We start from the raw sequence: 24,094 nt of genomic DNA on the forward strand, positions 1-24,094 counted from the left end.
CGCAGCCCGACACAAGATGTATGCTCATGCTCGCTGTCGCCGCAGGGGAATCCGGTGCAAATCCGGAACTGTCCCGCAACGGTGTACTTGCGTGCGTTCGCACGCCTGCTGAGTCCGAGGACCTGCCGACAGTGCGCCCGGCCGTCCCGGTCCGGGTGTCCTGACGTCCGGGCCTCGCGGAATGGGCCGGTGGACGCGACGCCCCGTGCGCTCGTGTGCTGCCGCCTGCCTTCCGCAAGGCCCCTTGCCGAGCGAGGGAGAGCCCCCACGTGACCATCGCGCCAGCCGAACCGGTTTCAGCCGACCTGGCTTCAGCCACCCCGGCGACGGAGACCGACGGTCCCCGTACCGCGTTGCTGCGGACCCTGACCGAGCTGACCGTCGACCTCCCCGACGCCGACCCCGGCCGGGTCGCCGCCGCCGCGCTGCGTGGCCGGTCCGCCCGGGCCGACGAGACGGAGCTGCGCGAGCTGGCCACGGAGGCGGCCGCCGGCCTCATCTCCGAGGACCCCGCCTACTCGAAGCTGGCCGCCCGGCTGCTGGCCATCGGCATCCGTGCCGAGGCCGCCTCCCAGGGCGTCACGACGTTCACCGAGTCCATCGCCGTGGGCCACCGGGAAGGCCTCGTCGCCGACCGCACCGCGGAGTTCACCCGGCTGCACGCCGGGCGCCTCGACGCCCTCGTCGACGCCGCCGGCGACGACCGCTTCGGCTACTTCGGTCTGCGCACCCTGCACAGCCGTTACCTGCTCCGGCACCCCATCACCCGCAAGGTCATCGAGACGCCCCAGCACTTCATGCTGCGTGTCGCCGCCGGCCTCGCCGAGGACGAGACCGCGCGCGCCGTCGACGAAGTGGCCGCGCTCTACGGGCTCATGAGCCGCCTCGACTACCTGCCCTCCTCCCCCACGCTCTTCAACTCCGGTACGCGACACCCCCAGATGTCGTCCTGCTACCTGCTCGATTCCCCCCTGGACGAGCTGGACTCCATCTACGACCGCTACCACCAGGTGGCCCGCCTCTCGAAGCACGCCGGCGGCATCGGCCTGTCGTACTCCCGCATCCGCTCCCGCGGTTCGCTGATCCGGGGCACCAACGGGCACTCCAACGGCATCGTGCCGTTCCTGAAGACCCTGGACGCCTCGGTGGCCGCGGTGAACCAGGGCGGCCGACGCAAGGGCGCGGCCGCGGTCTACCTGGAGACCTGGCACTCCGACATCGAGGAGTTCCTCGAGCTGCGCGACAACACCGGTGAGGACGCCCGGCGTACGCACAACCTGAACCTGGCGCACTGGATCCCGGACGAGTTCATGCGCCGCGTCAACGCCGACCAGCAGTGGTCCCTGTTCTCCCCGGCGGACGTGCCCGAGCTGGTCGACCTGTGGGGCGAGGAGTTCGAGGCGGCGTACCGCGAGGCGGAGACGAACGGCCTGGCGAAGAAGACCATCCCGGCCCGTGACCTCTACGGCCGCATGATGCGCACCCTCGCACAGACCGGCAACGGCTGGATGACCTTCAAGGACGCGGCCAACCGCACGGCCAACCAGACGGCCGAGCCGGGCCATGTCGTCCACTCCTCCAACCTCTGCACGGAGATCCTGGAGGTCACGGACGACGGGGAGACGGCGGTCTGCAACCTGGGTTCGGTGAACCTGGGCGCGTTCGTCACCGGCGGGGAAATGGACTGGGAGCGGCTGGACGAGACCGTCCGCACCGCCGTCACCTTCCTCGACCGCGTGGTCGACATCAACTTCTACCCGACCGAGCAGGCGGGCCGTTCCAACGCCAGGTGGCGCCCGGTCGGCCTCGGCGCGATGGGCCTCCAGGACGTCTTCTTCAAGCTCCGTCTGCCCTTCGACTCCCCGGAGGCGAAGGCCCTGTCCACCCGTATCGCCGAGCGCATCATGCTCGCCGCGTACGAGGCCTCGGCCGACCTCGCCGAGCGCGACGGCCCGCTGCCGGCCTGGGAGAAGACGCGTACGGCCCGTGGTGTGCTGCACCCCGACCACTACGGCGTCGAGTTCACCTGGCCGGAGCGCTGGGCGGCCCTGCGCGAGCGGATCGCCACGACGGGCATGCGCAACTCGCTGCTGCTCGCCATCGCGCCGACGGCCACCATCGCCTCGATCGCCGGGGTCTACGAGTGCATCGAGCCGCAGGTCTCCAACCTGTTCAAGCGCGAGACCCTGTCCGGCGAGTTCCTCCAGGTCAACTCGTACCTGGTGAAGGAGCTGAAGGAGCTGGGCGTCTGGGACGCCCGCACCCGTGAGGCGCTGCGCGACTCGGGCGGCTCGGTGCAGGACTTCGCGTGGATCCCGGCCGACGTAAGGGCGCTGTACCGCACGGCGTGGGAGATCCCGCAGCGCGGCCTGATCGACATGGCCGCCGACCGCACGCCGTACCTGGACCAGGCGCAGTCGCTGAACCTGTTCCTGGAGACGCCGACCATCGGCAAGCTCTCCTCGATGTACGCGTACGCCTGGAAGTCGGGGCTGAAGACCACGTACTACCTGCGCTCGCGTCCGGCGACCCGTATCGCCCGCGCCGCCCAGGGCCAGGCACCGGCCCAGACGCAGGCGCGGCCCGAGAAGACCGTCCCCCTCCAGCAGGTGACCTCAGAAGAGGCCCTCGCCTGCTCCCTTGAGAACCCCGAGTCCTGCGAGGCCTGCCAGTAATGAGCTCCACCGAGAAGAACCTCCTCGACCCGGGCTTCGAGCTGACTCTCCGCCCGATGCGCTACCCGGACTTCTACGAGCGCTACCGGGACGCCATCAAGAACACCTGGACCGTGGAGGAGGTCGACCTCCACTCGGACGTCACCGACCTCGCGAAGCTGTCCGAGGGCGAGCAGCACATGATCGGCCGGCTGGTCGCCTTCTTCGCGACGGGCGACTCGATCGTCGCGAACAACCTGGTGCTGACCCTCTACAAGCACATCAACTCCCCCGAGGCGCGCCTGTATCTGAGCAGGCAGCTCTTCGAGGAGGCGGTGCACGTCCAGTTCTACTTGACGCTGCTCGACACCTATCTGCCCGACCCGCAGGACAGGGCGGCGGCTTTCGACGCCGTCGAGAGCATCCCCTCCATCCGCGAGAAGGCAGAGTTCTGCTTCAAGTGGATCAACGAGGTCGAGAAGCTGGACCGCCTGGAGACGAAGGCCGACCGCCGCCGCTTCCTGCTCAACCTGATCTGCTTCGCCGCGTGCATCGAGGGCCTGTTCTTCTACGGCGCCTTCGCGTACGTCTACTGGTTCCGCAGCCGGGGCCTGCTGCACGGCCTGGCGACCGGCACCAACTGGGTGTTCCGCGACGAGACGATGCACATGAGCTTCGCCTTCGAGGTGGTCGACACCGTCCGCAAGGAGGAGCCGGAGCTCTTCGACGACCAGCTTCAGCAGCAGGTGACCGACATGCTGCGGGAGGCCGTCGAGGCCGAGCTGCAGTTCGGGCGCGACCTGTGCGGTGACGGCCTGCCGGGCATGAACACCGAGTCGATGCGGCAGTACCTGGAGTGCGTCGCCGACCAGCGCCTGACGCGCCTCGGCTTCGCGCCGGTCTACGGCTCCGAGAACCCGTTCTCCTTCATGGAGCTGCAGGGCGTGCAGGAGCTGACCAACTTCTTCGAGCGGCGCCCGTCCGCGTACCAGGTCGCGGTGGAGGGCACCGTCGACCTGGACGAGGACTTCTAGACCGCCGAGGTCACTTGAGTGTGACCGCGTCCCCGGCCGACGTGACCCGTGCCGTCGTCGTCGTGCCGGGGAAGTACCAGCGCCAGCTGCCCGCCGACGTGGCGGTCACCTTGGTGCTGAGCTTGCCGGCGCCGCCCGTCTTCACCGTCTTGACCGGGGTGTAGCGGGTGGCGCCCTTCTTCTTGAACTGGAGCTGGACCGGCTGCCCGGTGAACCCGCCGTACTTCAGGGTCTCCCAGTTGGCCCGGGTCAGGCTGCCGGTGACAGTGACCTTCGCGCCCTTGGCGACCTTCGCCGGCTTGACGACCGTGGTGAGGGTCGAGGCACGCTTGACCTTGTAGCGGGCGATGTTGTCGGAGATCCAGTAGTCGCCGTCGTTCGCCTTGACGGTGGCGTTGACCTGCCAGACGCCGGCCGCGGCGTTGGTGTCGCCCTCGGTGCTCTGCGGGATCCACTCGGGATCGACCGTCATGGTGGCCGTGCACACCGAGGTGGTCCTGCTCTTCTTGACGCACTTGGTGCCGGTCCAGTCGAAGAAGCTGCCCGCGTTGTCGGCGTTGAAGGTGCTGACGCGGGTGAGCCCCTTCACGCCCGAGTTGTCCCTGACCGTGATGGCGACCGGGAACGTGATCGTCTTCGACGTCCCCACGATGACGTTCTTGCCGCCCTTGACGACCGCCTTCGTGACGCGGACGTCGCCCTTGCCCTCCGCGTGGGCCCCCGTCGCCGCCAGCAGCACCAGGGCCGCCGCCCCGCCCGCCACGGCCAGGGTCCGGCCGTGCGCGGGGCGCGTTCTGTGTCTCATGATCCTCCCCTTGGGTCGAGGAGAGGCTACACAGGAGAGCTGCTGCTGTCGTACAGATATGCGATCAGGCGGCGCGAGCGGTGCGGTGCGCAGGGGAGGCGGCTCCCCGGGCGCCTGCGTGCGGGTGCCGCCCCGGCCCGGACCCGTCGACGGCCGCGGCGCGCCGCTCCGCCGCCCTGAGCTGCCGGTCGATGCGCCGGTCGCGCATGACGCCGATGATCGAGGGCAGCACGACCAGGGCCAGCATGCCGAGGACGGTCAGTGTTCCGATGAGTGCCTGCAGCTGTGTCGTTTCCATGGACACCACTGTCGTGCCGAACACTCCTTACAAATAGTGGCAGGACTGCCGCACCCCCTCGAATCACTGCCACTTCCGAGGCACACTGGCAGCATGCTGAAGAACGTGGCCGCCGTCCTCCTGGACGGTGTGCATCCTTTCGAACTGGGTGTCGTCTGCGAGGTCTTCGGCCTCGACCGCAGCGACGAGGGCCTGCCGGTGTACGACTTCGCGGTCGCGTCGGCGGAGGGCCCGACCCTGCGGACGCACGCCGGGTTCACGATCTCCACCTCGTACGGCCTGGACCGGCTCGACGAAGCCGACCTCGTCGTCGTACCGGCGGGCGAGAGTTTTGTACGGCGGATCTACCCGGCCGAGCTACTGGACGCGCTGCGCCGGGCCGCCGACCGGGGCGCCCGGGTGCTGAGCGTGTGCTCGGGTGTGTTCGTGCTCGGCGCGGCGGGGCTGCTGGACGGGCGGCCCTGCGCGGTGCACTGGCGGCACGCCGAGGAGCTGTCCCGGCAGTATCCGCGTGCGGTGGTCGAGCCGGACGTGCTGTACGTGGACGCGGACCCGGTGATCACCTCGGCGGGCACGGCGGCCGGCATCGACGCCTGTCTGCACATCGTCCGCAAGGAGCAGGGTCCGGAGGTCGCCAACAAGATCGCCCGGCGGATGATCGTGCCGCCGCACCGGGACGGCGGTCAGGCCCAGTACATCGAGCGGCCACTGCCGCGTTCGCGGTGCGACACGGTCGGGGAGGTGCTGGCCTGGATGGAGCGCCACCTCGACGAGGAGGTCACCGTCGAACAGCTCGCCGCCCGCGCCCATATGTCCCCGCGCACGTTCGCCCGCCGCTTCCAGCAGGAGACCGGGACCACCCCGTACCGCTGGATCCTGCGCCAACGGGTGCTGCTGGCCCAGCGGTTGCTGGAGGCGACGGACGAGACGGTGGATGCGATCGCGTGGCGCACCGGCTTCGGCACCGCCGCCGCTCTGCGCCATCACTTCGTACGGTCACTGGGCACAACCCCTCAGGCGTACCGCCGGACGTTCCGTGGTCCGGAGGCGGCCTGAGGGGTGGACCCGGCGCGCGTGACAGGTGACCGGAAGCCTCGCGGGGCTCGAGCCCCGGCCGTCGCTCCCCGGCTCAGTCGTTCGCGACGACGGCGTACCGGGGCTCGTTCTCGGCCATCTGCCGCAGCGCGTCCTTGCGGTCGCGCTTGGAGAGCCGGTCGACGTACAGGTAGCCGTACAGGTGGTCGGTCTCGTGCTGCAGGCAGCGCGCGAAGTAGCCGGTGCCGCGCACCTTGATCGGGTTGCCCTTCTCGTCCTGCCCGGTGACCTCGGCGTAGTCGGGGCGGGCGAGCGGCATGTACGCGGTCGGCACCGACAGGCAGCCCTCGTTGCTGTCGTCCAACCGGCGCTGCTCGGCGGGAAGTTCGACGAGCTTCGGGTTGCAGACCACGCCGACGTGCCGGTTGCCCTCGTCGTCCGGGCAGTCGTACACGAACACCTTCAGATCGACGCCGATCTGGTTGGCGGCCAGGCCCACGCCCTCGGCCGCGTGCTGGCTGGCGAACATGTCGTCCACCAGCTTCGCCAGTTCGTCGCCGAACTCCGTGATGTCCTTGCACTCCTTGTGCAGCACGGGGTTCCCGACGACCGTGATCGGCCGCGACGTGCCACGCTCCCGGTAGGCCTGCTCGCGCTCCTCGCAGTCCTCCGTGTCGACGACGAACCCCTCGTCATCGACGGGGAGCACGCCCACGTGCTGCTGATCGGTGTCCTGCTGGGCCATGACAGACGTACGCCTTCCTCAGAAAAACAGGGGGTGAAGTTGCTGATACAGGGTACGGGGCGAACGGCGCCCCTCCAGGGGCACGGGGAACCACGCGAACGGGCACGACGAGCCCGCGGCCGGAAATCGACCGTGCGCGCCGCTAACAGACCTCTTCCAGATCCCGCCAGTCACGAGAATCCGGGCTGTCCGCGACCCACCCGTCCAGCAGCCCCCGGACCAGCGAGGCCGGCGCGGCAATCCCGCACTCCCGTTCGGGCGCCCACAACTGCCCGTCCGTGACGTGCCCGAGCGGCCCGGGATGCCCCGGCTCGCTGTGGTCGTGGGGATCGAGATGGTCCCCGTCGCCCTCGTCCGAGGGCATCCGGGACTCCGAACACAGCCGGCACAGCAACCGCACCGAGGACGACCAGTCCTCCGCGGCGAACCCGGCGTCGGCCGCGAGCCGCTCCAGCGCGTTGCGGTCGGCCTCCGTCGCGGCCTCCAGCAGCACCACCCAGGTGGGCACCGGCGACGGCGCCCACAGCTCGATCTCGTCGAACACGGGGTACGCGTGACCGGCGGCCGTGGTCCGCTCCCCGTGCGGCACCCCGTCGTGCAGGACGACCTCGCCCCAGCGCCGCCCGGAGGACGGCAGCGGGATGGAGAGCACCTCGATGCGGGCGGGGTCGAGCCGCCGCCCCCACACGACCTCGGCCTCGCCCTCCGGCGAGAGCCGTACGGCCGCGCTGCCCAGGTTCATGCCCACCGGCTCACCGGATTCCCCGGCGCCCCCGGACCTCGGCCGGGCCGCGCCCCCGGGCACCCGCAGCCCGTACGCCTGCCAGGCCCGGCGGGCCAGCGGCCAGTCCTGCAGGGCGGTCGCGGCGATGCCCACGTTCCACCAGTCGGGCGCCCCGGTCTCCCGGTCGAGCAGCGCGACCGCCCGCAGACCGGCCGCCCGTGCCTGCTCCCAGTCGTGCCGGAACTTGTGCAGCAGGGCGAGGTTGAACCAGGACTCGGACAGCCACGGTTCCAGGTCCGCGGCACGTGTCAGCAGCGCGCCCGCGTCCTCGTACCGACCGTCGCCGATCAGCGTGAACGCACGATCGGTGGCCTGCCGCCAAGAGGCGGAGGGCCGATGCCGTCCCTTGCCGAAGATCCTCACGATTCCCGCCTGCCAGTTACGGTTCCCGCCTGTCAGTTCTATTGGAGTGGGCTGGCCGTCGCCCCCGGTACACCCCTCTCCCTCGCATCCAACCACGGACGGCTGGAGGGCCGCTCATTACCCATGGGTTACCCCACCACGGGCAAGGTCAGACCGCCCACCCGTCGCCCGCCACAACCCTGGCCGAGGGCGAGCGCCCATGCGCCGTCCCGATGCTTCGACAGCACCCTGGCGAGCGATTCCACGACCTCCGGCTGATAGTCCCGTGCCGTCCCCAGCCCTAGTTCCTCCAGCGCCCCTCCGGGCCCTGCTTCCCATGCTTTCTCCTCATATGCGTTCACGCCCCGCACGATCCCCGCGCCGACCGGCTGCTCACGGTACGGATTCCGCCTGCCACTCCACCACGGCGACCTCGGCATCCACCCCGGCGCTGCTGAGCGGCCGGGAGCCCGGCGGTGGCCCCGACCGGCACGGGGCCACCGCCGGGCTCAGCCGGCCGATGTCGTGCATCAGCGCCGCGTACTCCAGCACGGCCGGTTCCGGTTCGCCGAGCCCCAGCTCCCACCCCACCTCCCGGCTGAAATGTCGACGGCCTGGACGAGCGCGCGGATGGTCGCCTGGTGCGCGGGCCGTTCCCGGTGGTACTGCGCGAACACCCAGCAGGAGACATACATCGGCAGCAGGACGAGGAGCGCGGCGAGGGGCCCGTACGGGCTGTGCCACAGCACAGCTGTGATCGGCCCGGCGAGCCCGTGCACGGTGTCGGGCCCGAGCGGGCACGGGAAGAGGCCGTGCGATGCGCCCGGTACGGGCAACCCGCTCAGCCGAGCGCCAGGATGCCGCCGTCGAGCATGGTGAGCACCACGCAGAACACCAGCACCGCGGCTGCGGCCCGGCGGCGGCCCGCACCGCGAGGGTCAGCTGGGCCCGCCCGCCAGACCTGGCGCAGCCCTCGCGGCCGCTGCTCGCAGCTGTACGGGACAGGCCACGGCACCGGCGACCACACAGGCGACGTACACACGTGTCCATGCCGGTACCGCCCCCATCGCACCCCTCCCGCGCTCGGGCTCCGGAGCCCAGGGCGGGCCCTGCCGGGCAGGGGCGGGTACGGGCTGAATCCAGGGGGCCACGATGCAGCCAGCCTGACGGAAGCAGTCAGCGCGGCCGCCAGGCCCGTCGTTCAGTGCGCCACGTCGGCCGCGAGCACCTTGTTGAGTTGCTCCACCGTCGCCGGGGACTCGCGCTGGAAGGCGGCGATGTCGAGGCCGTCGTCGCCCATGACGGTCAAGAGGGTGCGCTCGCCGACGGCGACGACGATGACGTGTCCGGCGGCGCACCGGATGACGACCTCGCGGAGGGCGCCGGTGCCGGACTGGTCGGCCATGCGGCGGCCGACGCCGAGGGTGGCGGCCGCGAGCGCGGCGACGGACTCGGCGTGGACCGTGTCGACGTCGGCCACGACAAGGAGCCCGTCCACGGTGGACAGGACGCTCTCGGCGACGCCCATCACCCGTTCACGCAGCGAGGCCAGGATGCCGGTGAGCGATTCGGTCGGTGCGTGTGCGGTCATGGGAACGTGCTCCTTGGTCCAGACATCTGCGGTGGGTGTGCGGTCCGAGCGGCTCAGTCGGACAGGTTCCGGTCGGACTCGGGGAGCTCCCGCAGCCCGCGACGGACGCGCCGCAGCATTTCGACTGAGGGTTGGTCGGCGATCAGTTCCTCGGCCGACAGCAGGGAGATGGGCGGGAAGGGAGGCGGCGACGCCGGGGTGTCCGACGCGTCGTCACAGGTGTTCGGGGGAACGGGTGCCGCGCCCCGCACGGGTAACGCGGGAAGGGAGGCCGCGCCCCGCACGGGTAACGTCGTCCGTGCCACGGCAGCGGGGCCGGGATCGTACTCGGGATCGGACTCAGGCTCAGGCTCGGGCTCGCGCTGGGGCTCGGTGGACGGTGGGGCTTTTGCAGGTGGTGCCGGGCGCTCGTCCACCGCTGCTCGCGGGGTCGAACGCCGCCGGAGGCGGGCCGCCTTGCTACGGCGGCGCCGCTTCCGGGCCGGGTCTTTGTCGGGGCTCACTACCCGCCCTTCGCTCCGAGGTCTCCGAAGGGAGACCCCTCGCCGGGCCTGCGTCTGGGCAGGGGACCGGCTCTCGGTGACGGTTCGTCGGATGCCTGCTGTCCCTGTTGCCCCTGCTGTCCCTGAAGGACCCGGGGTGCGGTGCTGGGCCGACCGTCGAATGTGGTTCCGGTCTCCCACCGGACGGCCTGGAGCGTCTCCAGCCGGATCAGGTCCAGCATCACCGCGTAGAGTCCGCGCCCCCGGGCGAAGGCGAGGTCGCGGGGGGTACGGCGCCCGTTGACGCTCTCGATGAGGTCCTGGTGACGTCGGGTCAGTCCGCGGCGGCCGGGCTTCGGGTGGCCGCCGTCGGCCGCCGGCGTATCGCTGTCGGCTTCGGGGGCACCGCGGCCGGTCGCCGGTTGGGCGATGGCCGGTTGGCCGGTAGCCGGTGTACCGACGATCGCTTCGCCGATGATGACCGGTTCAGATCGGACGCGGTCGACAGCGATCGCACCCGACCTGACCGGATCACCCATGCCCGGTTCGGACCGAACCCGGCCGCCGGCAACCGGCTCGGGCCGGAGTGAGTCACCGATGACCGGTTCGGGCCGGACCCGAGCCAGTTCGCCCGCGGGACCCCACAGCCGGGTCAGCAGCGCCATCCGCCGGGTGGTCTCCTCGGCCAGCGGCCGCGGCTCGACACCGGGACGGGCGAGGAGGGTCGGTTCCCGTTCGGTCAGCTCCCAGCCGCCGGGCGGGCTGAGCGCCATCGCGAAGGCCCCGTCGAACACCGCCGCCGTACAGACGACCTCCAGTTCGGCGGCGCCGATCAGCCCGGCGGCCACCAGATGCAGGTCCAGCCGGTCCGCGTCGGGTTCCGCCGCACGGGCCGCCAGCCAGGCGTCGTCCTCGATCCGGCCCGAGGCGAGCAGCGCGGACGTCGCGGTCGGCGCGCCCGGTGTCTCGATCGCGCCGATCAGGCCGTCGCGCAGGTGAATCGTGCCACCTGGAACGCCGGAGACCCGGACTGTGCCGGTATAGCCCTCTTGGTGCAGTGCTTGCAGGAGCGCGGGGACGTTGCGCGCCGAGGGTGTCTTCACGCCAGCACCTCGCGGGCCCGGTCGCCGAGGGTGCGCAGCGCCAGGGCCATGTTGGCCCGGTCCCGGTCGAGACCGGCGGCCAGCAGCAGCGGGTCACCGGCCGACCGGTGCACGGAGAGCAGCACCTGAAGGCGTCGCCTGCTGGTCATGACCACGCTCTCCAACTCCCCCTCGGCCCCCGCATCGCCGAGCCGCTCGGAGATGAGGGTGGCGAGGTCGGCGCCCTCCGTGCCGGTGCCGGCCTGGGCGACGTCTCCCGCCGCGCCGTAGGTGAGACCGGTGACGGCGTCGATCAGCGCGACGCCGGTGACGCCCGGAGAGTCGAGAAGCCGGTCCAGGGAGGCCTGGAGCGCCGGCCGCTTTTCCCCTAGTCCCCCCATTCACCCTCCACGTTCACGCGCCGCGCAGTACTTTGAACGCCAACTTCCGTAACACGCAACAAAGTTGATGTTTGTGACCGGTGGGTCACTCGTGTCGATCGTAGTTGGCCGGACAGTGACCGGTCAGCAGCACTGAGGAATTGGGGCAGCAATATGAACATCGAGACCGCACTCAAGGAAGCCATGACCGTGGACGGTGCGATCGGTGTCGCGCTGGTCGACTACGAGAGCGGTATGTCGCTCGGCACCCTCGGCGGCGGGCAGCAACTCGATCTGGAACTCGCGGCGGCCGGGAACACCGAGGTCGTGCGCTCCAAGATGCGCACGCTGTCGTCGCTGGACATGAACGACGTGATCGAGGACATCCTGATCACGCTCGGCCGGCAGTACCACCTGATCCGCCCGCTGGGCAGCAGCAAGGGATCGCTCTTCCTCTACCTGGCGCTGGACCGCTCCCGCAGCAACCTCGCGCTGGCCCGCCACGCGCTGAAGCGCATCGAGAACGGCCTTGAGGTCTGAAGACTGAGGGCTGCGGCCCGAGGACTGAGGGCTGAGGACTGAGGGCTGAGGGCTGACGACTGAGGGCTGAGGGCTGAGGTCCGATCCCGTTCCCACCGACTCACGAACTGAGCCCGTTCCCCGAACGGCCGAACGGCCATTCCCGAAACGGGCTCAGTCAGAGTTTCAGCTCTCCTGCGGTGCCACCGGCGAGGCCGTCACATCGTGCTCGGGCACGGCCTGCCCCGAACGGATCAGATCGATCCGCCCCATCACCTTGGCCCGCAGATCGGTGGGCACGTCGTCCTGCCCACAGCACCGCTTGACCAGCTTCTTGACGGCCTGTTCGAGCCCGTACTTCTCCAGGCACGGCGAGCACTCCTCGAAGTGGTGCTCGAACTTGGTGCAGTCGGTGTCGGGCATCTCCCGGTCGAGGAACTCGTAGAGATGATCGAGGATCTCGCTGCAATCCGTCTCATGCGGCTCTCCGCAGCTCATGAGCCCGAACCTTTCACTTCGTTCGACTCTCCGGCGCCGGCCGGGACCAGTCCACGGTCACGGGCGTAGTCCTCAAGCATGCCGCGCAGTTGACGGCGACCGCGGTGCAGCCGGGACATCACCGTACCGATGGGTGTCCCCATGATGTCGGCGATCTCCTTGTACGCAAAGCCCTCGACATCGGCGAGATAGACGGCGATGCGGAACTCCTCGGGAATCGCCTGCAGCGCTTCCTTCACGTCCGAGTCGGGCAGGTGATCGAGCGCCTGCGACTCGGCGGAGCGCAGCCCGGTCGACATGTGCGACTCGGCGCGCGCCAGCTGCCAGTCCTCGATCTCCTCGGCCGCACTGCGCTGGGGTTCGCGCTGCTTCTTGCGGTACGAGTTGATGAAGGTGTTCGTGAGGATGCGGTACAGCCAGGCCTTCAGGTTGGTGCCCTCGCGGAACTGGTGGAAGGACGCGTACGCCTTCGCGTACGTCTCCTGCACCAGATCCTCGGCATCGGCCGGGTTGCGCGTCATGCGCAGCGCGGCCGAGTACATCTGGTCGAGGAATTCCAGAGCGTCCCGCTCGAAACGGGCGCTGCGGTCCGCGGCGGTCTCCGTGCCCTCGGGCTGCTCCGCCTGGCCGCGCTCGGTCCCTGCGTCGGTCCCAGTGACCGGACCCACCTCCTCCAGCGTCTGGGCGGCATCGAAACCGGTGCCACCAGAATCGGAGGATAGACGACGATCCGTGCCCGCCGCCGCCCGAACAGGGCCGCTCTTCGCCGCGTGCAGCACCGTCCAGTCCAGGTCAGCACGGCTGCTGCGGCTCGGGCAGATGGTCGAACCCATGCGGCGGACTTCCTCTCGTACGGCGGTCAGCACGGTCTCGCGCTGTCTGATCCGCACAACAGAGCCCCGCCGCACAACATTCCCCGGCCGGTGCCGAAGCCGTCATCCGAGTGACGCGATCCACTCCACGACACCGTCGGTGATCACCTTCAGCGCCTCCTCCTGCCCGAGGGGCGCCCGCTTCGGCACGACGAACCCGTGATCCCCGTACGGCACCTCGACAAGCCGGTACGAGCCCGCCGCCCCGTCAGCCCCAGCCGGGAACTCCTCGGGCCGCCCGAACGGGTCGTTCCCGCCCTGCACGACGAGCGTGGGCACCCCGGCCGCGAGCAGCTCGTCGGCCCGCGACTTCTCCGGCCTGCCCGGCGGATGCAGCGGAAAGCTCAACGCGAGTACGGCCGCCGCGCCCAGCTCCGTCGCCGTACGACAGGCGACCCGGGCCCCGGCGCTCCGCCCGCCCGCGATCACTGGCAGCCCCGGCTTCGCCAGCGCGGGCCACAGCCCCCGCCAGCCGGTGTCCAGCGTCCTCGGCGCGGGCGCGAGCTTCTTCCCCGCCACCCGCCACGGCTGCTCGACCAGGGCGACGGTCACCCCGTGCGCCGGCAGGACGGCGGCGAGGGCCCGCAGGTCCCGGGCCTCGACACCACCGCCGGCGCCATGGCTGACGGCGAGGACCCACTCGGCCGCCTTCCGGGCCTCGCACCAGGTGATGCGGGCCGTACCGGCGTCGGTGTCGACCTCTTCGCTGACTGCCTCGATCTCGGTCACATCAGAAGAGTGTGCCCTCCTCGGGCCCCTCCAGCTCCGTCAGCAGCTCCGGGCTGTTGTTGCGGACGTTGCTGACGGCCGTGGAGACGGGGTAGGCGCGCATCAGCCCGGCGGGCGGCGGTTCGAGCAGCCCGCGCAGCTCGGCGAGGTCCGTGCGGGCCGGATCGAGCCAGCTTTCCCAGCGGTCGGGCGTGAGCATCAGCGGCATCCGGGGGTGAATCTCGGCCAATGTGTGCGGCCCGTCCTCCGGGGCCACGGCCAGCGGGGTCGCCTCGGCCTCCGTCGTGATCACCGAGCAGGTGACCCACCAGGCCTGCGGATGGTCGTCCGGCAGCGTGCGGTCCCGCCAGAACTCGTACAGCCCGGCCATCGCGAAGACAGACCCGTCGGCGGGGAGCACGAAGTACGGCTGCTTGCGCGGCCGTTTCTTCTTTCCCTCGGCCTCCAGGTCGCGCTCCCCCTTGCCGGTGACCCACTCGAAGTAGCCGTCGGCGGGCAGGATGCAGCGCCGGGTGGCGAAGGCACGGCGGTACGACGGCTTCTCGTGGACGGTCTCCGCCCGCGCGTTGATCATCCGGGCGGCGCCCTCGGGGGTCTTGGACCAGGAAGGGACCAGACCCCACTTCAGTTTGCGCAGCTGGCGAACCGGCCTCTTGCCGTCGGCGTCCTTGAGAGGGCGGTCGAGAACCGCGTAGACCTCCTTGGTGGGAGCCACGTTGTAGTCGGGCTCCAGAGTCTCTTCCGGCTCCCACTTCTCGATCTCAAAGATTCCTGCGAGATCCTCGGGCCTACGACTCGACGCATACCGTCCGCACATGGGTGCCACACTGCCAGGCCCACCCGTCACCCGACCACCGCCCCCCAACGATGGCGCTACGCGCCAGCCCCTGTCGATCACGACCCGGAGGAGCCCCCACTCACCATGGAAAGCACCGCAGTCACCTCGCTGGCCAGTCTGTGGGACGAGGTCTTCGGCACCCAGCCCGACCCCGACATCTGGGTCGTCATAGCCACCGCCGTCGCGGCGCTCGCGGCGATCGTCCCGCACGGCGTCTGGCGGCTCTCGCGCAACGCCATCACCATCGCGCACGAGGGCGGCCACGGCCTGCTCGCACTGCTCACCGGCCGCACCCTGACCGGCATCCGCCTGCACTCCGACACGAGCGGCCTCACGGTCAGCCGCGGCAAGCCCACCGGCCTCGGCATGATCCTCACCGCCGCCTCGGGCTACACCGCTCCCCCGCTCCTCGGCCTGGGCGGCGCCGCCCTCCTCGGCTCCGGGCGCATCACCCTCCTCCTCTGGCTCGCCACGATCCTGCTGGTCGCCATGCTGGTGATGATCCGCAACGCCTACGGCGCCCTCACGGTCGTCCTCACCGGCGGCACCTTCGTGATCGTCTCCTGGCTCGCCGGCCCCCAGGTCCAGGCGGCCTTCGCGTACGCGGTCGTCTGGTTCCTCCTCCTGGGCGGCGTACGCCCGGCCTTCGAGCTCCAGGCCAAGCGCCGCCGAGGCGGAGCCGGCGACTCCGACGCGGACCAACTCTCCCGCCTGACCCACCTACCGGCGACGGTGTGGCTGCTGATGTTCCACGTGGTGTCGGTGTGCGCATTGCTAGGGGGCGGCCGATGGCTACTGGGTATGTAGAGCCGACCTGTGTTCAGGGGCGCGGGAACTGCGCGACCAGCCACAACGGACCCCCAGCCGACAAGCGACCCACGTCAACCGGCTGAACCTGGCGGAGCCAACCCCACTAAAGTGGGCCCATGGCCCTGAACGCACAGCCCGCCCTCTGGCCCGCCCCCCTCGCGAGCGGATCCGTCGACGCGACGGTCCACGTGCCGGGGTCGAAGTCCGTCACCAACCGCGCCCTCGTGCTCGCCGCCCTCGCGAGCGAGCCCGGCTGGCTGCGCCGCCCCCTCCGCTCCCGCGACACCCTCCTGATGGCGGGCGCGCTGCGCGCGATGGGCGTCGGCATCGAGGAGACCGTGTCGTCCAGCTCCTCCGGCGCGGGCACCCCGGGTGGTTCCGGCGAGGCCTGGCGCGTCCTCCCCACCGGCCTGCAAGGCCCCGCCACGGTCGACGTCGGCAACGCCGGCACGGTCATGCGCTTCCTCCCCCCGGTGGCCGCCCTGGCCGACGGCCCCATCCGCTTCGACGGCGACCCGCGGTCGTACGAGCGCCCCCTGCACGGTGTGATCGACGCCCTGCGCGTCCTCGGCGCGCGGATCGACGACGACGGCCGTGGCGCCCTCCCGCTGACGGTGCACGGCAGCGGCGGCCTGGACGGCGGCCCGGTGGCGATCGACGCGTCCTCGTCCTCGCAGTTCGTGTCGGCGCTCCTGCTCTCCGCCCCGCGCTTCAACCAGGGCGTCGAGGTCCGGCACACCGGTTCGACGCTCCCGTCCATGCCGCACATCCGGATGACCGTCGACATGCTGCGGTCGGTCGGCGCGCAGGTGGACACCCCGGAGTCGGGCGGCGAGCCGAACGTCTGGCGGGTCACGCCGGGCGCGCTGCTCGGCCGCGACCTGACGATCGAGCCGGACCTGTCGAACGCCCAGCCGTTCCTGGCGGCCGCCCTGGTCACCGGCGGCAAGGTCGTCATCCCGGACTGGCCCGCGCGCACCACCCAGCCGGGTGACCAGCTCCGCGAGATCTTCACGGAGATGGGCGGCAGCTGCGAGCTGACCGAGTACGGGCTGGTCTTCACCGGTTCGGGCGGGATCCACGGCATCGACGTGGACCTCGGCGAGGTCGGCGAGCTCACCCCCGGCATCGCGGCGGTCGCCGCCCTCGCCGACTCCCCCTCGACCCTGCGCGGCGTCGCCCATCTGCGGCTGCACGAGACGGACCGGCTGGCCGCGCTCACCAAGGAGATCAACGAACTCGGCGGCGACGTCACCGAGACCGCCGACGGCCTCCACATCCGCCCGCGGCCCCTGCACGACGGTGTCTTCCACACGTACGACGACCACCGCATGGCCACCGCCGGTGCGATCATCGGCCTGGCCGTGGAAGGCGTGCGGATCGAGAACGTGGCGACGACGGCCAAGACCCTCCCGGACTTCCCCGACCTGTGGACCGGGATGCTCGGGAAGAACTGACGGGCGGACCGGGATCATGCGCCGTTACGGCAAACACACCGACGAGGACGACATCCCCAGCCGCCCGAACCGCAAGGGCAACCGTCCCCGTACACACATCCGACCGAAACACGAGGACGCCGCCGACGGCATGGTCCTCACCGTCGACCGGGGCCGGCTGACCTGCCTCGTCGAGGACCGCGTGGTCATGGCGATGAAGGCCCGTGAACTGGGCCGCAAGGCCGCCGTCGTCGGCGACACCGTCGCCCTCGTCGGCGACCTCTCCGGCACGAAGGACACCCTCGCCCGGATCGTCCGCATCGCCGGCCGTACGTCGGTGCTGCGCCGCACGGCCGATGACGACGACCCGTACGAGCGCGTCGTCGTCGCCAACGCCGACCAGCTCGCGGTCGTCACCGCCCTCGCCGACCCCGAGCCCCGCCCCCGCCTCATCGACCGCTGTCTGGTCGCGGCCTACGACGGCGGCCTCACGCCCCTCCTCGTCCTGACCAAGTCGGACCTGGCCTCAGCCGACAAGCTCCTGGAGCTCTACGGCGACCTGGACATCCCGTACGTCGTGACGAGCCGCGAGGAGCTGGAGACGGGCGGCGCCGCCGACCGCGTACGTGAGCATCTCTCCGGCAAGGTCACCGCGTTCGTCGGCCACTCGGGCGTGGGCAAGACGACCCTCGTCAACGCGCTGGTCCCGGCGGACCGACGCCGTTCGACGGGCCATGTGAACGCGGTGACGGGCCGCGGCCGGCACACCACGACCTCGGCGCTCGCCCTCCCCCTGGCGGACTCCGGCGGCGGCTGGGTGGTGGACACGCCGGGCGTACGCTCGTTCGGTCTCGCCCACATCGACCCGTCCCGGGTCATCAACGCCTTCCCGGACCTGATTCCGGGCACCGAGGGTTGTCCGCGTGCGTGCAGTCACGACGAACCGGACTGCGCGCTGGACCAGTGGGTGACCGACGGTCACGCGGACCCGGCCCGCCTTTACTCTCTGCGTCGGCTCCTCTCGACGCGCGAACGGCGGGAAGGCGACTGACCTCCGCGTTGTTTGCACCCCTCTCCACCCGGTAAGTGCATAATCGCACCAAGTCGGATCCAGGCCAGAGAAGATCACACGAAGCGGTCACGGAACGTGGGGACACGGGAGGACGAGACATGGCGTGGCTGCTTGTTGTCGTGGCCGGACTTCTGGAGACCGGCTTCGCCGTCTGTCTCAAGCTCTCGCACGGATTCACCAGACTCTGGCCGACGGTCGCCTTCTGCGTCTTCGCGCTCGGCAGCTTCGGCCTGCTGACCCTGTCACTGAAGAAGCTCGACGTCGGCCCCGCCTACGCCGTCTGGACGGGCATCGGCGCGGCCGGGACCGCGATCTACGGAATGATCTTCCTCGGCGACATCGTGTCCACCCTGAAGATCGTCTCGATCAGTCTGGTGATCGTGGGGGTCGTGGGACTGCAACTGTCGGGTTCGGCACAGTAGTTGCCCGCGATGCGCAGGGCCGACGGCGGGCCCTTGGTCAGCCGAGGGGCCGACGGTGCAGCGCGGTCCGTACGAGATCCGTGACTCCGCCCTCGCCCGGGGGCGCGGCGACGCAGGAGAGGGCGAGGCGGACGGCGTATTCGCAGGAGCGGGCCAGCTCCACCGTGTCCGACTTGGGGGTGCCGGGCGCGGACAGCACGGCGACGGCCCGCTCCCGGACGAGCGCCACGAAGTCGGCGGGCGCGGGCAGCGGCCCGTCCGCGCGGCGCTGCGCGGGCACCGCGGAGGCCGAGAGCACCGCCGAGAGCGTCGGCGCGGGCAGGCGCTCGCTCCAGCAGCCGGTCAGCATGGCCCGTACGAGTGCGTTGTTCCGGGAGGCCGCCACGGTCCACTCCGCGGTTGCGGCCAGCCGGTCCCGGGGATCCGCGGGTGTGGCCAGCGCCCGTTCGACGCCCGCCAGATAGCCGTCCGCCTCCCTCCGCACCAGAGCCCTGGCGAGCCCCTCCTTGCTGCCGAACTCGTTGTACAGCGTCTGCCGTGACACTCCGGCCACCGCCGCCACGTCCACCATGCGCACGGCGGACCACGGCCGGCGCACCAGCGCCGTATAGGCGGCGTCCAACAAGGATTCCCGCGCTGCAGGCATCATCGCCTCCCTGAGGGCGAGCGGGCGATTCTGGCCCTCACATTTGACGCGCGGCAACGCACTGTCAAGGGTTCGCGGCAGCGCCAAGGGGCGCGCATCAGCCAACCTGCGCGACGCTCCCGCCGCCCCTTTCACGACCCGCCCCGCTCGTACCGCGGGCCGTCGTACCGCTCGGACGGCACGGTCGGCGGGGCGCGGCACGGTCAGCGGGGGCGGCACGAGTGGGCGTGCGGCGCGAGTGGGCGTGCGCGGCGGGAGTGGGCAGGCGGCGCGAGTGGGCGTGCGCCGCACGCATGGGCCCCGGCGGCACTTGGTGAGCGCCGGGCCGCGCACCGCCCCGACCGGCCGGCCCGGCACCGGCCGCCCCCGCGCCCAACCGACCCCCGGCCCCCTGTAGCCCCGCACCGACCTCGGCAGATAGCGTTCGCAGCATGGCCGACCACCTCGACGACCTCCGCTTCGCCCACGTCCTCGCGGACGCCGCCGACGCGACCACCATGGCCCGCTTCAAGGCCCTCGACCTGAAGGTCGAGACGAAGCCGGACATGACGCCGGTGAGCGAGGCCGACAAGGCCGCCGAGGAACTGGTCCGCGGCCATCTCCAACGCTCCCGCCCCCGCGACGCGATCCTCGGCGAGGAGTACGGCGTCGAGGGCACGGGCCCCCGCCGCTGGGTCATCGACCCGATCGACGGCACCAAGAACTACGTCCGGGGCGTCCCTGTCTGGGCCACCCTGATCTCCCTGACGGAGGCGTCGGAGGGCGGCTACCAGCCCGTCGTCGGCGTGGTCTCCGCCCCCGCCCTGGGCCGCCGCTGGTGGGCGGCGAAGGACCACGGCGCCTTCACCGGCCGCAGTCTCACCTCGGCCTCCCGCCTGAGCGTCTCCAGCGTCTCCAGGCTGTCGGACGCCTCCTTCGCGTACTCCTCCCTCAGCGGCTGGGAGGACCGCGGCCACCTGAACGGCTTCCTGGACCTGACCCGCGAAGTGTGGCGCACGCGCGCGTACGGCGACTTCTGGCCGTACATGATGGTCGCCGAAGGCTCGGTGGACATCTGCGCCGAGCCCGAGCTGTCCCTCTGGGACATGGCCGCCAACGCGATCATCGTCACCGAGGCGGGCGGCAGCTTCACCGGCCTCGACGGCCGCCCCGGCCCGCACAGCGGCAACGCGGCGGCCTCGAACGGCCTGCTCCACGACGAACTGCTGGGATACCTGAACGAGCGCTACTGAACCGGCCTCCAGATACGGACCGATGCGCACGGGCCCCGGAGTGATCCCGGGGCGCCCCCGAACTGACCACGCACGCCCCCTTGTTGACCTCCGCTTTACCTGCCACATTGAGAGTTCCCCACTTGTGAACTTGTGCAGTGCCTACGGGGTGCCGCCGGCGCCGGGCCTGCCCAATCTGTCTCCGGGATTCCCTAGGAGGTGGCTGAACTCCATGCTCGTCCGCGACGCCATGAGCACAGTGGTCCTCACCATCGGCCCCGATCACACCCTCCGCCAGGCCGCCGCGCTGATGTCGGCACGCCGGATCGGCGCGGCCGTGGTCCTCGACCCCGACGCCGGCGGACTCGGCATACTGACCGAACGCGACGTCCTCAACTCCGTCGGCCTGGGCGAGAGCCCGGACACCGAACGGGCCCATGACCACACCACCACCGACGTCGTCTTCGCCGCGCCGTCCTGGACCCTGGAAGAGGCGGCCCGCGCCATGACCCACGGCGGCTTCCGCCATCTGATCGTCCTCGACCAGGGCGCCGCCATCGGCATCGTCTCGGTCCGCGACATCATCCGCTGCTGGTCCCCGGCCCGACAGCACGTGACGGCGTAGACCGGCCCGGCCACGCGTAGACGGACCCGCGCGCGGACGGGCCGGCACCTCTCCCGAGGTCCCGGCCCGTCCTCAACGGCAAGCGGTCCAACCCCGGTCGGCCGCACAGGGCCTGGACGGCGGCCTCCAGGCGCTCGCCGAAGCCTGCCCGATCTTACATTGGACAAAATCCAAGTCAAGGTGAGATCTAAAGTCACACCTATTCGGGATCTGTTTCACGTTGCTGTTAGTCTGACCGGTATGAGTGACCTTCTGGAGCGGCTGCGCGGACGCGGATGGCGTATGACCGCGCAGCGGCGTGTCGTGGCCGAGGTCCTCGACGGCGAACACGTCCATCTGACGGCCGACGAGGTGCACACGCGGGCTGTCGCCAAACTGCCCGAGATCTCCCGGGCGACCGTCTACAACACCCTGGGCGAGCTGGTCTCCCTCGGCGAGGTGCTGGAGGTCGCCACGGACAAGCGGGCCAAGCGGTACGACCCCAACGCGCACCGCCCCCATCACCACCTGGTCTGCGCCCAGTGCGGCACCATCCGCGACGTTCACCCCACGGGCAACCCTCTCGCCGACCTCCCCTCCTCGGAGCGCTTCGGCTTCACCGTCTCGAACGTAGAGGTGACCTACCGAGGCGTCTGCCCGAACTGCGCGGCGGCCTGACCCTCACTTGAGAAGTGCCCGGCGCCCTGGCGGCACCGGGCACTTCTCTTTTCCCGCATGGCAAAACACCGGAGGCCCGGAACCTTGTCGGTTCCGGGCCTCCGGCCTTCAGTAGCGGGGACAGGATTTGAACCTGCGACCTCTGGGTTATGAGCCCAGCGAGCTACCGAGCTGCTCCACCCCGCGTCGATGAACTGAACAGTACGTCACCGCTGCCGACCAGCGCAAATCGCTTACGTCGGCCCCGCCGGCCCGGCTACGCGGACAGCTCGTCCCGCAGCGCGTCCCGCAGCCGCGCCGCCCGCTCGGCCACCTCCGCGGGCCCGAGCGACACCGCCCGGTCCGCCCAGCGCTTCCCCTCCACCAGCTCGCCACGACGCGCGTAGACGAGGGCCAATCGCAGCGCCGCCCGTCCATGCCCCGCGTCGGCGGCCCGGGCCCACCACAGCGCGGCCTCCGGCTCGCTGCCCTCCCGGGCCAGCAGGAGCCCCAGGTTGAAGGCCCCGTTCCGAGACCCGGCCTCGGCCGCGACCCGGTACCACCGCGCGGCCTCCACCACATCACCCCGCCCGGCGGCCAGCATCCCGACCCGCACCTGCGCCCGCCGGTGCCCCTGGGACGCGGCCCGCTCGTACCACTCCTCGCACTCGTTCTTCTCCCGCACGGGCTCCCCCAGCTCGTGCGCGGGCGCGGGCGGCCGGCGCGCGTCGAGCACGGCGGCCAGCCGATACGCGGCCTCCGCGCTGCCCCCGCCGGCGGCGCACCGCAGATGCCGCTCGGCGGCCCGCTCGTCGCCGTCCCGCAGCCGCGCGATGGCGACCTGGAGCGCCGCCTCGGTATGCCCGGCGGCGGCCGCCCGCTCGTACCAGACGAGCGCCTTCGCGTCATCGCCCCGCCCGGCGAAGAGGATGCCCAGGTTGAAGGCGGCGTCCACGCTGCCCGCCTCGGCGGCCTTGGAGAACCACGGCTCGGCCCCGGAGGCGTCGCCGACCTGGAGCAGCAGAATGGCCAGCGCGTTCGCGGCCTCCCGGTGCCCGGCGTACGCGGCCCGCCGGTACCACTGCTCGGCCTGCGCGGTGCGCCCCTGCTCGGCGCAGAGCAGCCCGAGGTTGTACGCGCCGTTGACGTCACCGGCGTCCATCGCGGCCCGGTACCACCGCTCGGCGGTCTGTGTCTCGCCGCGCTCGGCGTGCAGCGCGCCCAGCGCGTTCGCCGCGTTGCCGTCGCCGTCCTGGGCGGCCCGCAGCCACCACACGGCTGCGCTCTCCGTGTCACCGGCGTCCCGCAGCAGGAACCCGAGGGCGCACGCGGCGCGCGGCTCACCGTCCTTGGCGGACGTCAGGTACCAGCGCCCGGCCTCCTTGAGCTCCCCGCGCCGCTCCAGGATCGACCCAAGATGCAGCGCGGCCCGCCGGTGCCCGCGCGCGGCGGCCTGGCGGTACCACTGCTCGGCCTCCTCGGCGAGGGTCGCCCCGACACCGTGGTCAACGCCGGGCTCCCCTGCGCGCACGGCGGGACGGCCCTCCCTAGCGGCCTCCCGGACCGCTTCGCGGCTCGCGCCCCCGATCTCGAACGCCGCGCGTGCGATTCTGCGGCCCTCACGCGCGGCCGCACGTTCCTCCTGCTCGGCGAGCCGGCCCAGCGCCCGCGCAAGCCGGTACGCGGCCTCGCGATGGCCGCGCTCGGCGGCGGCCCTCATCCATCGCTCGGCGGCGGGGTCGCTGCGGTGCTCCAGCAGGTCGGCGAGGGCGTACGCGCCCAGCGCGTGGCCCTGTTCGGCGGACTGGCGCAGCCAGTACTCGGCGGCCGGTTCGTCGCCGCGCTCGCGGTGGTGGCGGCCGAGGGCGTGCGCGGCGGCGGCGGAGCCTGCGACGGCGGCGATCCGCCACCATCCGGCGGCATCGTCGGCGTAGCCGCGCTGGTGCAGCAGGACACCCAGGTTGTTGGCCGCCGCACGGTCCCCGGCGGCGGTGGCGGCACGCAGATGGGGCTCGGCTCCGTCGAGGTCGCCGCGGCGCAGCAGCATGGCGCCGAGGACGCTCATCGCCTCGGCGTCACCAGCCTCGGCGGCGAGCCGCCGGCGGGCCTCCTCGACGGCGTCGCCCGTCTCGTCCTGGTCCGCCGACTGCGCGGACTCGACCGACGGCTCGGCCTCGGCGGGCAGCACAAAATCGACAGGCAGCGCAAAGTCGGCAGGCTGCGCAAACCGCCCTGTCTCCAACAGAGTTGCCTTGTCCCCCATAACGTCCATCGTCGCACCACCCGCAACCTGGGTACACCTGGTATACCGCAGCCATTGAGGTCACTACAGCGTTTTGTCGACATGCCCACAGAGCGATAAGTCAAACACAGATTTCCCAACCGTCACCCGCAACACGTCGAAGGCCCGGATCCTTTAGAGGATCCGGGCCTTCAACTTCAGTAGCGGGGACAGGATTTGAACCTGCGACCTCTGGGTTATGAGCCCAGCGAGCTACCGAGCTGCTCCACCCCGCGCCGTTGTGTTGCAACCGTACCACGGCGCGGG

At 71.1% G+C, this 24,094-nt stretch carries 25 protein-coding genes, 2 tRNA genes, 1 pseudogene and 1 riboswitch; of the genes and pseudogenes, 11 read left to right on the forward strand and 17 right to left on the reverse strand.

The annotated features are described in order from the left end of the window. Positions 1-20: 20 nt before the first annotated feature. A riboswitch (cobalamin riboswitch) is annotated at positions 21-144 on the forward strand. 125 nt (positions 145-269) lie between these two features. Together I8N67_RS22500 and I8N67_RS22505 are read left to right on the forward strand one after the other, a co-directional pair. After that, on the forward strand, positions 270-2,675 hold the full coding sequence (locus I8N67_RS22500) for a ribonucleoside-diphosphate reductase subunit alpha (RefSeq protein ID WP_200304980.1): 2,406 nt from the start codon (positions 270-272) through the stop codon (positions 2,673-2,675). Continuing rightward, positions 2,675-3,688, forward strand: coding sequence for a ribonucleotide-diphosphate reductase subunit beta (locus I8N67_RS22505; protein WP_200304981.1), 1,014 nt, complete (start codon positions 2,675-2,677; stop codon positions 3,686-3,688). The genes I8N67_RS22500 and I8N67_RS22505 overlap by 1 nt, the downstream gene beginning before the upstream one ends. A 10-nt stretch (positions 3,689-3,698) precedes the next feature. Here I8N67_RS22505 and I8N67_RS22510 read toward each other — a convergent pair whose 3' ends face one another. Together I8N67_RS22510 and I8N67_RS22515 are read right to left on the reverse strand one after the other, a co-directional pair. Next, positions 3,699-4,493 (reverse strand): hypothetical protein, encoded by a 795-nt coding sequence (locus tag I8N67_RS22510; RefSeq protein ID WP_200304982.1) that lies wholly within the window; start codon positions 4,491-4,493, stop codon positions 3,699-3,701. A 64-nt stretch (positions 4,494-4,557) separates the two neighbouring features. After that, complete coding sequence (locus I8N67_RS22515; RefSeq protein WP_200304983.1) at positions 4,558-4,791, reverse strand: hypothetical protein; 234 nt, start codon at positions 4,789-4,791, stop codon at positions 4,558-4,560. Positions 4,792-4,884: 93 nt separating this feature from the next. Here I8N67_RS22515 and I8N67_RS22520 point away from each other — a divergent pair, with 93 nt between their 5' ends. Next, positions 4,885-5,847: a GlxA family transcriptional regulator gene (locus tag I8N67_RS22520; RefSeq protein ID WP_200304984.1), complete on the forward strand. Its 963-nt coding sequence runs from the start codon at positions 4,885-4,887 to the stop codon at positions 5,845-5,847. A gap of 73 nt (positions 5,848-5,920) precedes the next feature. On the opposite strand, the gene def is transcribed toward I8N67_RS22520, so the two are convergent. The 7 genes and pseudogenes from def to I8N67_RS22560 form a co-directional block, all read right to left on the reverse strand. Next, entirely contained in the window at positions 5,921-6,571 is a 651-nt protein-coding gene (gene def, locus I8N67_RS22525) for a peptide deformylase (RefSeq protein ID WP_200304985.1), read from the reverse strand. A 142-nt stretch (positions 6,572-6,713) separates the two neighbouring features. Next, positions 6,714-7,718, reverse strand: a complete 1,005-nt coding sequence (locus tag I8N67_RS22530) for a tetratricopeptide repeat protein (RefSeq protein ID WP_200304986.1) — start codon at positions 7,716-7,718, stop codon at positions 6,714-6,716. Between the two features lie 128 nt (positions 7,719-7,846). Then, positions 7,847-8,297, reverse strand: a pseudogene (locus I8N67_RS22535) (hypothetical protein); the annotation flags it as partial. A 241-nt stretch (positions 8,298-8,538) separates the two neighbouring features. Next, positions 8,539-8,712 (reverse strand): hypothetical protein, encoded by a 174-nt coding sequence (locus I8N67_RS22540; protein WP_200304987.1) that lies wholly within the window; start codon positions 8,710-8,712, stop codon positions 8,539-8,541. A 186-nt stretch (positions 8,713-8,898) separates the two neighbouring features. Then, positions 8,899-9,288 (reverse strand): roadblock/LC7 domain-containing protein, encoded by a 390-nt coding sequence (locus I8N67_RS22545; protein WP_200304988.1) that lies wholly within the window; start codon positions 9,286-9,288, stop codon positions 8,899-8,901. A gap of 502 nt (positions 9,289-9,790) precedes the next feature. Continuing rightward, positions 9,791-10,873 carry a hypothetical protein gene (locus I8N67_RS42825; protein ID WP_307835321.1) on the reverse strand — a complete coding sequence of 361 codons (1,083 nt, stop codon included), beginning with the start codon at positions 10,871-10,873 and terminating at the stop codon, positions 9,791-9,793. Further along, positions 10,870-11,211, reverse strand: coding sequence for a hypothetical protein (locus I8N67_RS22560; RefSeq protein WP_200305028.1), 342 nt, complete (start codon positions 11,209-11,211; stop codon positions 10,870-10,872). Before I8N67_RS22560 ends, I8N67_RS42825 begins: the two co-directional genes overlap by 4 nt. 195 nt (positions 11,212-11,406) lie before the next feature. Here I8N67_RS22560 and I8N67_RS22565 point away from each other — a divergent pair, with 195 nt between their 5' ends. Continuing rightward, positions 11,407-11,772 carry a hypothetical protein gene (locus I8N67_RS22565; RefSeq protein WP_200304989.1) on the forward strand — a complete coding sequence of 122 codons (366 nt, stop codon included), beginning with the start codon at positions 11,407-11,409 and terminating at the stop codon, positions 11,770-11,772. A gap of 165 nt (positions 11,773-11,937) precedes the next feature. Here the strand turns inward: I8N67_RS22565 and rsrA are convergent, their stop codons facing one another. The 4 genes from rsrA to I8N67_RS22585 all read right to left on the reverse strand — a co-directional run bounded on the left by rsrA (position 11,938) and on the right by I8N67_RS22585 (position 14,667). Continuing rightward, positions 11,938-12,249 carry a mycothiol system anti-sigma-R factor gene (gene rsrA, locus I8N67_RS22570; protein ID WP_200304990.1) on the reverse strand — a complete coding sequence of 104 codons (312 nt, stop codon included), beginning with the start codon at positions 12,247-12,249 and terminating at the stop codon, positions 11,938-11,940. Continuing rightward, the gene (gene sigR / locus I8N67_RS22575) at positions 12,246-12,917 is read right to left on the reverse strand and encodes an RNA polymerase sigma factor SigR (RefSeq protein ID WP_200305029.1); all 672 of its coding nucleotides are present in this window, start codon (positions 12,915-12,917) and stop codon (positions 12,246-12,248) included. The genes rsrA and sigR overlap by 4 nt, the downstream gene beginning before the upstream one ends. A gap of 267 nt (positions 12,918-13,184) precedes the next feature. Then, entirely contained in the window at positions 13,185-13,850 is a 666-nt protein-coding gene (locus I8N67_RS22580) for an alpha/beta hydrolase family protein (RefSeq protein WP_200304991.1), read from the reverse strand. Between the two features lies 1 nt (position 13,851). Continuing rightward, positions 13,852-14,667: an SOS response-associated peptidase gene (locus I8N67_RS22585; RefSeq protein WP_200304992.1), complete on the reverse strand. Its 816-nt coding sequence runs from the start codon at positions 14,665-14,667 to the stop codon at positions 13,852-13,854. A gap of 105 nt (positions 14,668-14,772) precedes the next feature. Between I8N67_RS22585 and I8N67_RS22590 the strand changes: the two genes are divergently transcribed. The 4 genes from I8N67_RS22590 to I8N67_RS22605 all read left to right on the forward strand — a co-directional run bounded on the left by I8N67_RS22590 (position 14,773) and on the right by I8N67_RS22605 (position 18,428). Further along, on the forward strand, positions 14,773-15,495 hold the full coding sequence (locus I8N67_RS22590; RefSeq protein WP_200304993.1) for a M50 family metallopeptidase: 723 nt from the start codon (positions 14,773-14,775) through the stop codon (positions 15,493-15,495). A gap of 119 nt (positions 15,496-15,614) precedes the next feature. Next, complete coding sequence (aroA, locus tag I8N67_RS22595) at positions 15,615-16,955, forward strand: 3-phosphoshikimate 1-carboxyvinyltransferase (RefSeq protein ID WP_200304994.1); 1,341 nt, start codon at positions 15,615-15,617, stop codon at positions 16,953-16,955. A gap of 16 nt (positions 16,956-16,971) precedes the next feature. After that, positions 16,972-17,985 (forward strand): ribosome small subunit-dependent GTPase A, encoded by a 1,014-nt coding sequence (gene rsgA / locus I8N67_RS22600; RefSeq protein ID WP_200304995.1) that lies wholly within the window; start codon positions 16,972-16,974, stop codon positions 17,983-17,985. A gap of 119 nt (positions 17,986-18,104) precedes the next feature. After that, positions 18,105-18,428 carry a DMT family transporter gene (locus tag I8N67_RS22605; RefSeq protein ID WP_200304996.1) on the forward strand — a complete coding sequence of 108 codons (324 nt, stop codon included), beginning with the start codon at positions 18,105-18,107 and terminating at the stop codon, positions 18,426-18,428. A 37-nt stretch (positions 18,429-18,465) separates the two neighbouring features. On the opposite strand, the gene I8N67_RS22610 is transcribed toward I8N67_RS22605, so the two are convergent. Then, positions 18,466-19,074: a TetR/AcrR family transcriptional regulator gene (locus I8N67_RS22610; RefSeq protein ID WP_200304997.1), complete on the reverse strand. Its 609-nt coding sequence runs from the start codon at positions 19,072-19,074 to the stop codon at positions 18,466-18,468. Positions 19,075-19,505: 431 nt separating this feature from the next. Between I8N67_RS22610 and hisN the strand changes: the two genes are divergently transcribed. From hisN to I8N67_RS22625, 3 genes are all read left to right on the forward strand, one after another. Next, entirely contained in the window at positions 19,506-20,306 is an 801-nt protein-coding gene (gene hisN / locus I8N67_RS22615; protein WP_200304998.1) for a histidinol-phosphatase, read from the forward strand. A gap of 211 nt (positions 20,307-20,517) precedes the next feature. Continuing rightward, positions 20,518-20,910, forward strand: a complete 393-nt coding sequence (locus tag I8N67_RS22620; protein WP_200304999.1) for a CBS domain-containing protein — start codon at positions 20,518-20,520, stop codon at positions 20,908-20,910. 240 nt (positions 20,911-21,150) lie between these two features. Then, positions 21,151-21,567: a Fur family transcriptional regulator gene (locus I8N67_RS22625; protein WP_200305000.1), complete on the forward strand. Its 417-nt coding sequence runs from the start codon at positions 21,151-21,153 to the stop codon at positions 21,565-21,567. Positions 21,568-21,679: 112 nt separating this feature from the next. Here I8N67_RS22625 and I8N67_RS22630 read toward each other — a convergent pair. The 3 genes from I8N67_RS22630 to I8N67_RS22640 form a co-directional block, all read right to left on the reverse strand. Beyond that, a tRNA-Met gene (locus tag I8N67_RS22630) sits at positions 21,680-21,753 on the reverse strand. Between the two features lie 70 nt (positions 21,754-21,823). After that, the gene (locus tag I8N67_RS22635; RefSeq protein WP_372443781.1) at positions 21,824-23,734 is read right to left on the reverse strand and encodes a tetratricopeptide repeat protein; all 1,911 of its coding nucleotides are present in this window, start codon (positions 23,732-23,734) and stop codon (positions 21,824-21,826) included. Between the two features lie 255 nt (positions 23,735-23,989). After that, positions 23,990-24,063 (reverse strand) — tRNA-Met (locus I8N67_RS22640). Positions 24,064-24,094: the final 31 nt, after the last annotated feature.

The organism is Streptomyces adelaidensis (genome assembly GCF_016598475.1).
GTDB classification, from domain to species: Bacteria; Actinomycetota; Actinomycetes; order Streptomycetales; family Streptomycetaceae; genus Streptomyces; species Streptomyces adelaidensis.

Coding starts and splice junctions, on each gene's coding strand:
- rsrA (WP_200304990.1), bottom strand. CDS start 12,249: ATGAGCTGCGGAGAGCCGCATGAGACGGATTGCAGCGAGATCCTCGAT.
- hisN (WP_200304998.1), top strand. CDS start 19,506: ATGGCCGACCACCTCGACGACCTCCGCTTCGCCCACGTCCTCGCGGAC.
- I8N67_RS22505 (WP_200304981.1), top strand. CDS start 2,675: ATGAGCTCCACCGAGAAGAACCTCCTCGACCCGGGCTTCGAGCTGACT.
- I8N67_RS22620 (WP_200304999.1), top strand. CDS start 20,518: ATGCTCGTCCGCGACGCCATGAGCACAGTGGTCCTCACCATCGGCCCC.
- aroA (WP_200304994.1), top strand. CDS start 15,615: ATGGCCCTGAACGCACAGCCCGCCCTCTGGCCCGCCCCCCTCGCGAGC.
- I8N67_RS22585 (WP_200304992.1), bottom strand. CDS start 14,667: ATGTGCGGACGGTATGCGTCGAGTCGTAGGCCCGAGGATCTCGCAGGA.
- I8N67_RS22590 (WP_200304993.1), top strand. CDS start 14,773: ATGGAAAGCACCGCAGTCACCTCGCTGGCCAGTCTGTGGGACGAGGTC.
- I8N67_RS22515 (WP_200304983.1), bottom strand. CDS start 4,791: ATGGAAACGACACAGCTGCAGGCACTCATCGGAACACTGACCGTCCTC.
- I8N67_RS22605 (WP_200304996.1), top strand. CDS start 18,105: ATGGCGTGGCTGCTTGTTGTCGTGGCCGGACTTCTGGAGACCGGCTTC.
- I8N67_RS22520 (WP_200304984.1), top strand. CDS start 4,885: ATGCTGAAGAACGTGGCCGCCGTCCTCCTGGACGGTGTGCATCCTTTC.
- I8N67_RS22510 (WP_200304982.1), bottom strand. CDS start 4,493: ATGAGACACAGAACGCGCCCCGCGCACGGCCGGACCCTGGCCGTGGCG.
- I8N67_RS22565 (WP_200304989.1), top strand. CDS start 11,407: ATGAACATCGAGACCGCACTCAAGGAAGCCATGACCGTGGACGGTGCG.
- I8N67_RS22610 (WP_200304997.1), bottom strand. CDS start 19,074: ATGCCTGCAGCGCGGGAATCCTTGTTGGACGCCGCCTATACGGCGCTG.
- I8N67_RS22625 (WP_200305000.1), top strand. CDS start 21,151: ATGAGTGACCTTCTGGAGCGGCTGCGCGGACGCGGATGGCGTATGACC.
- def (WP_200304985.1), bottom strand. CDS start 6,571: ATGGCCCAGCAGGACACCGATCAGCAGCACGTGGGCGTGCTCCCCGTC.
- I8N67_RS22545 (WP_200304988.1), bottom strand. CDS start 9,288: ATGACCGCACACGCACCGACCGAATCGCTCACCGGCATCCTGGCCTCG.
- rsgA (WP_200304995.1), top strand. CDS start 16,972: ATGCGCCGTTACGGCAAACACACCGACGAGGACGACATCCCCAGCCGC.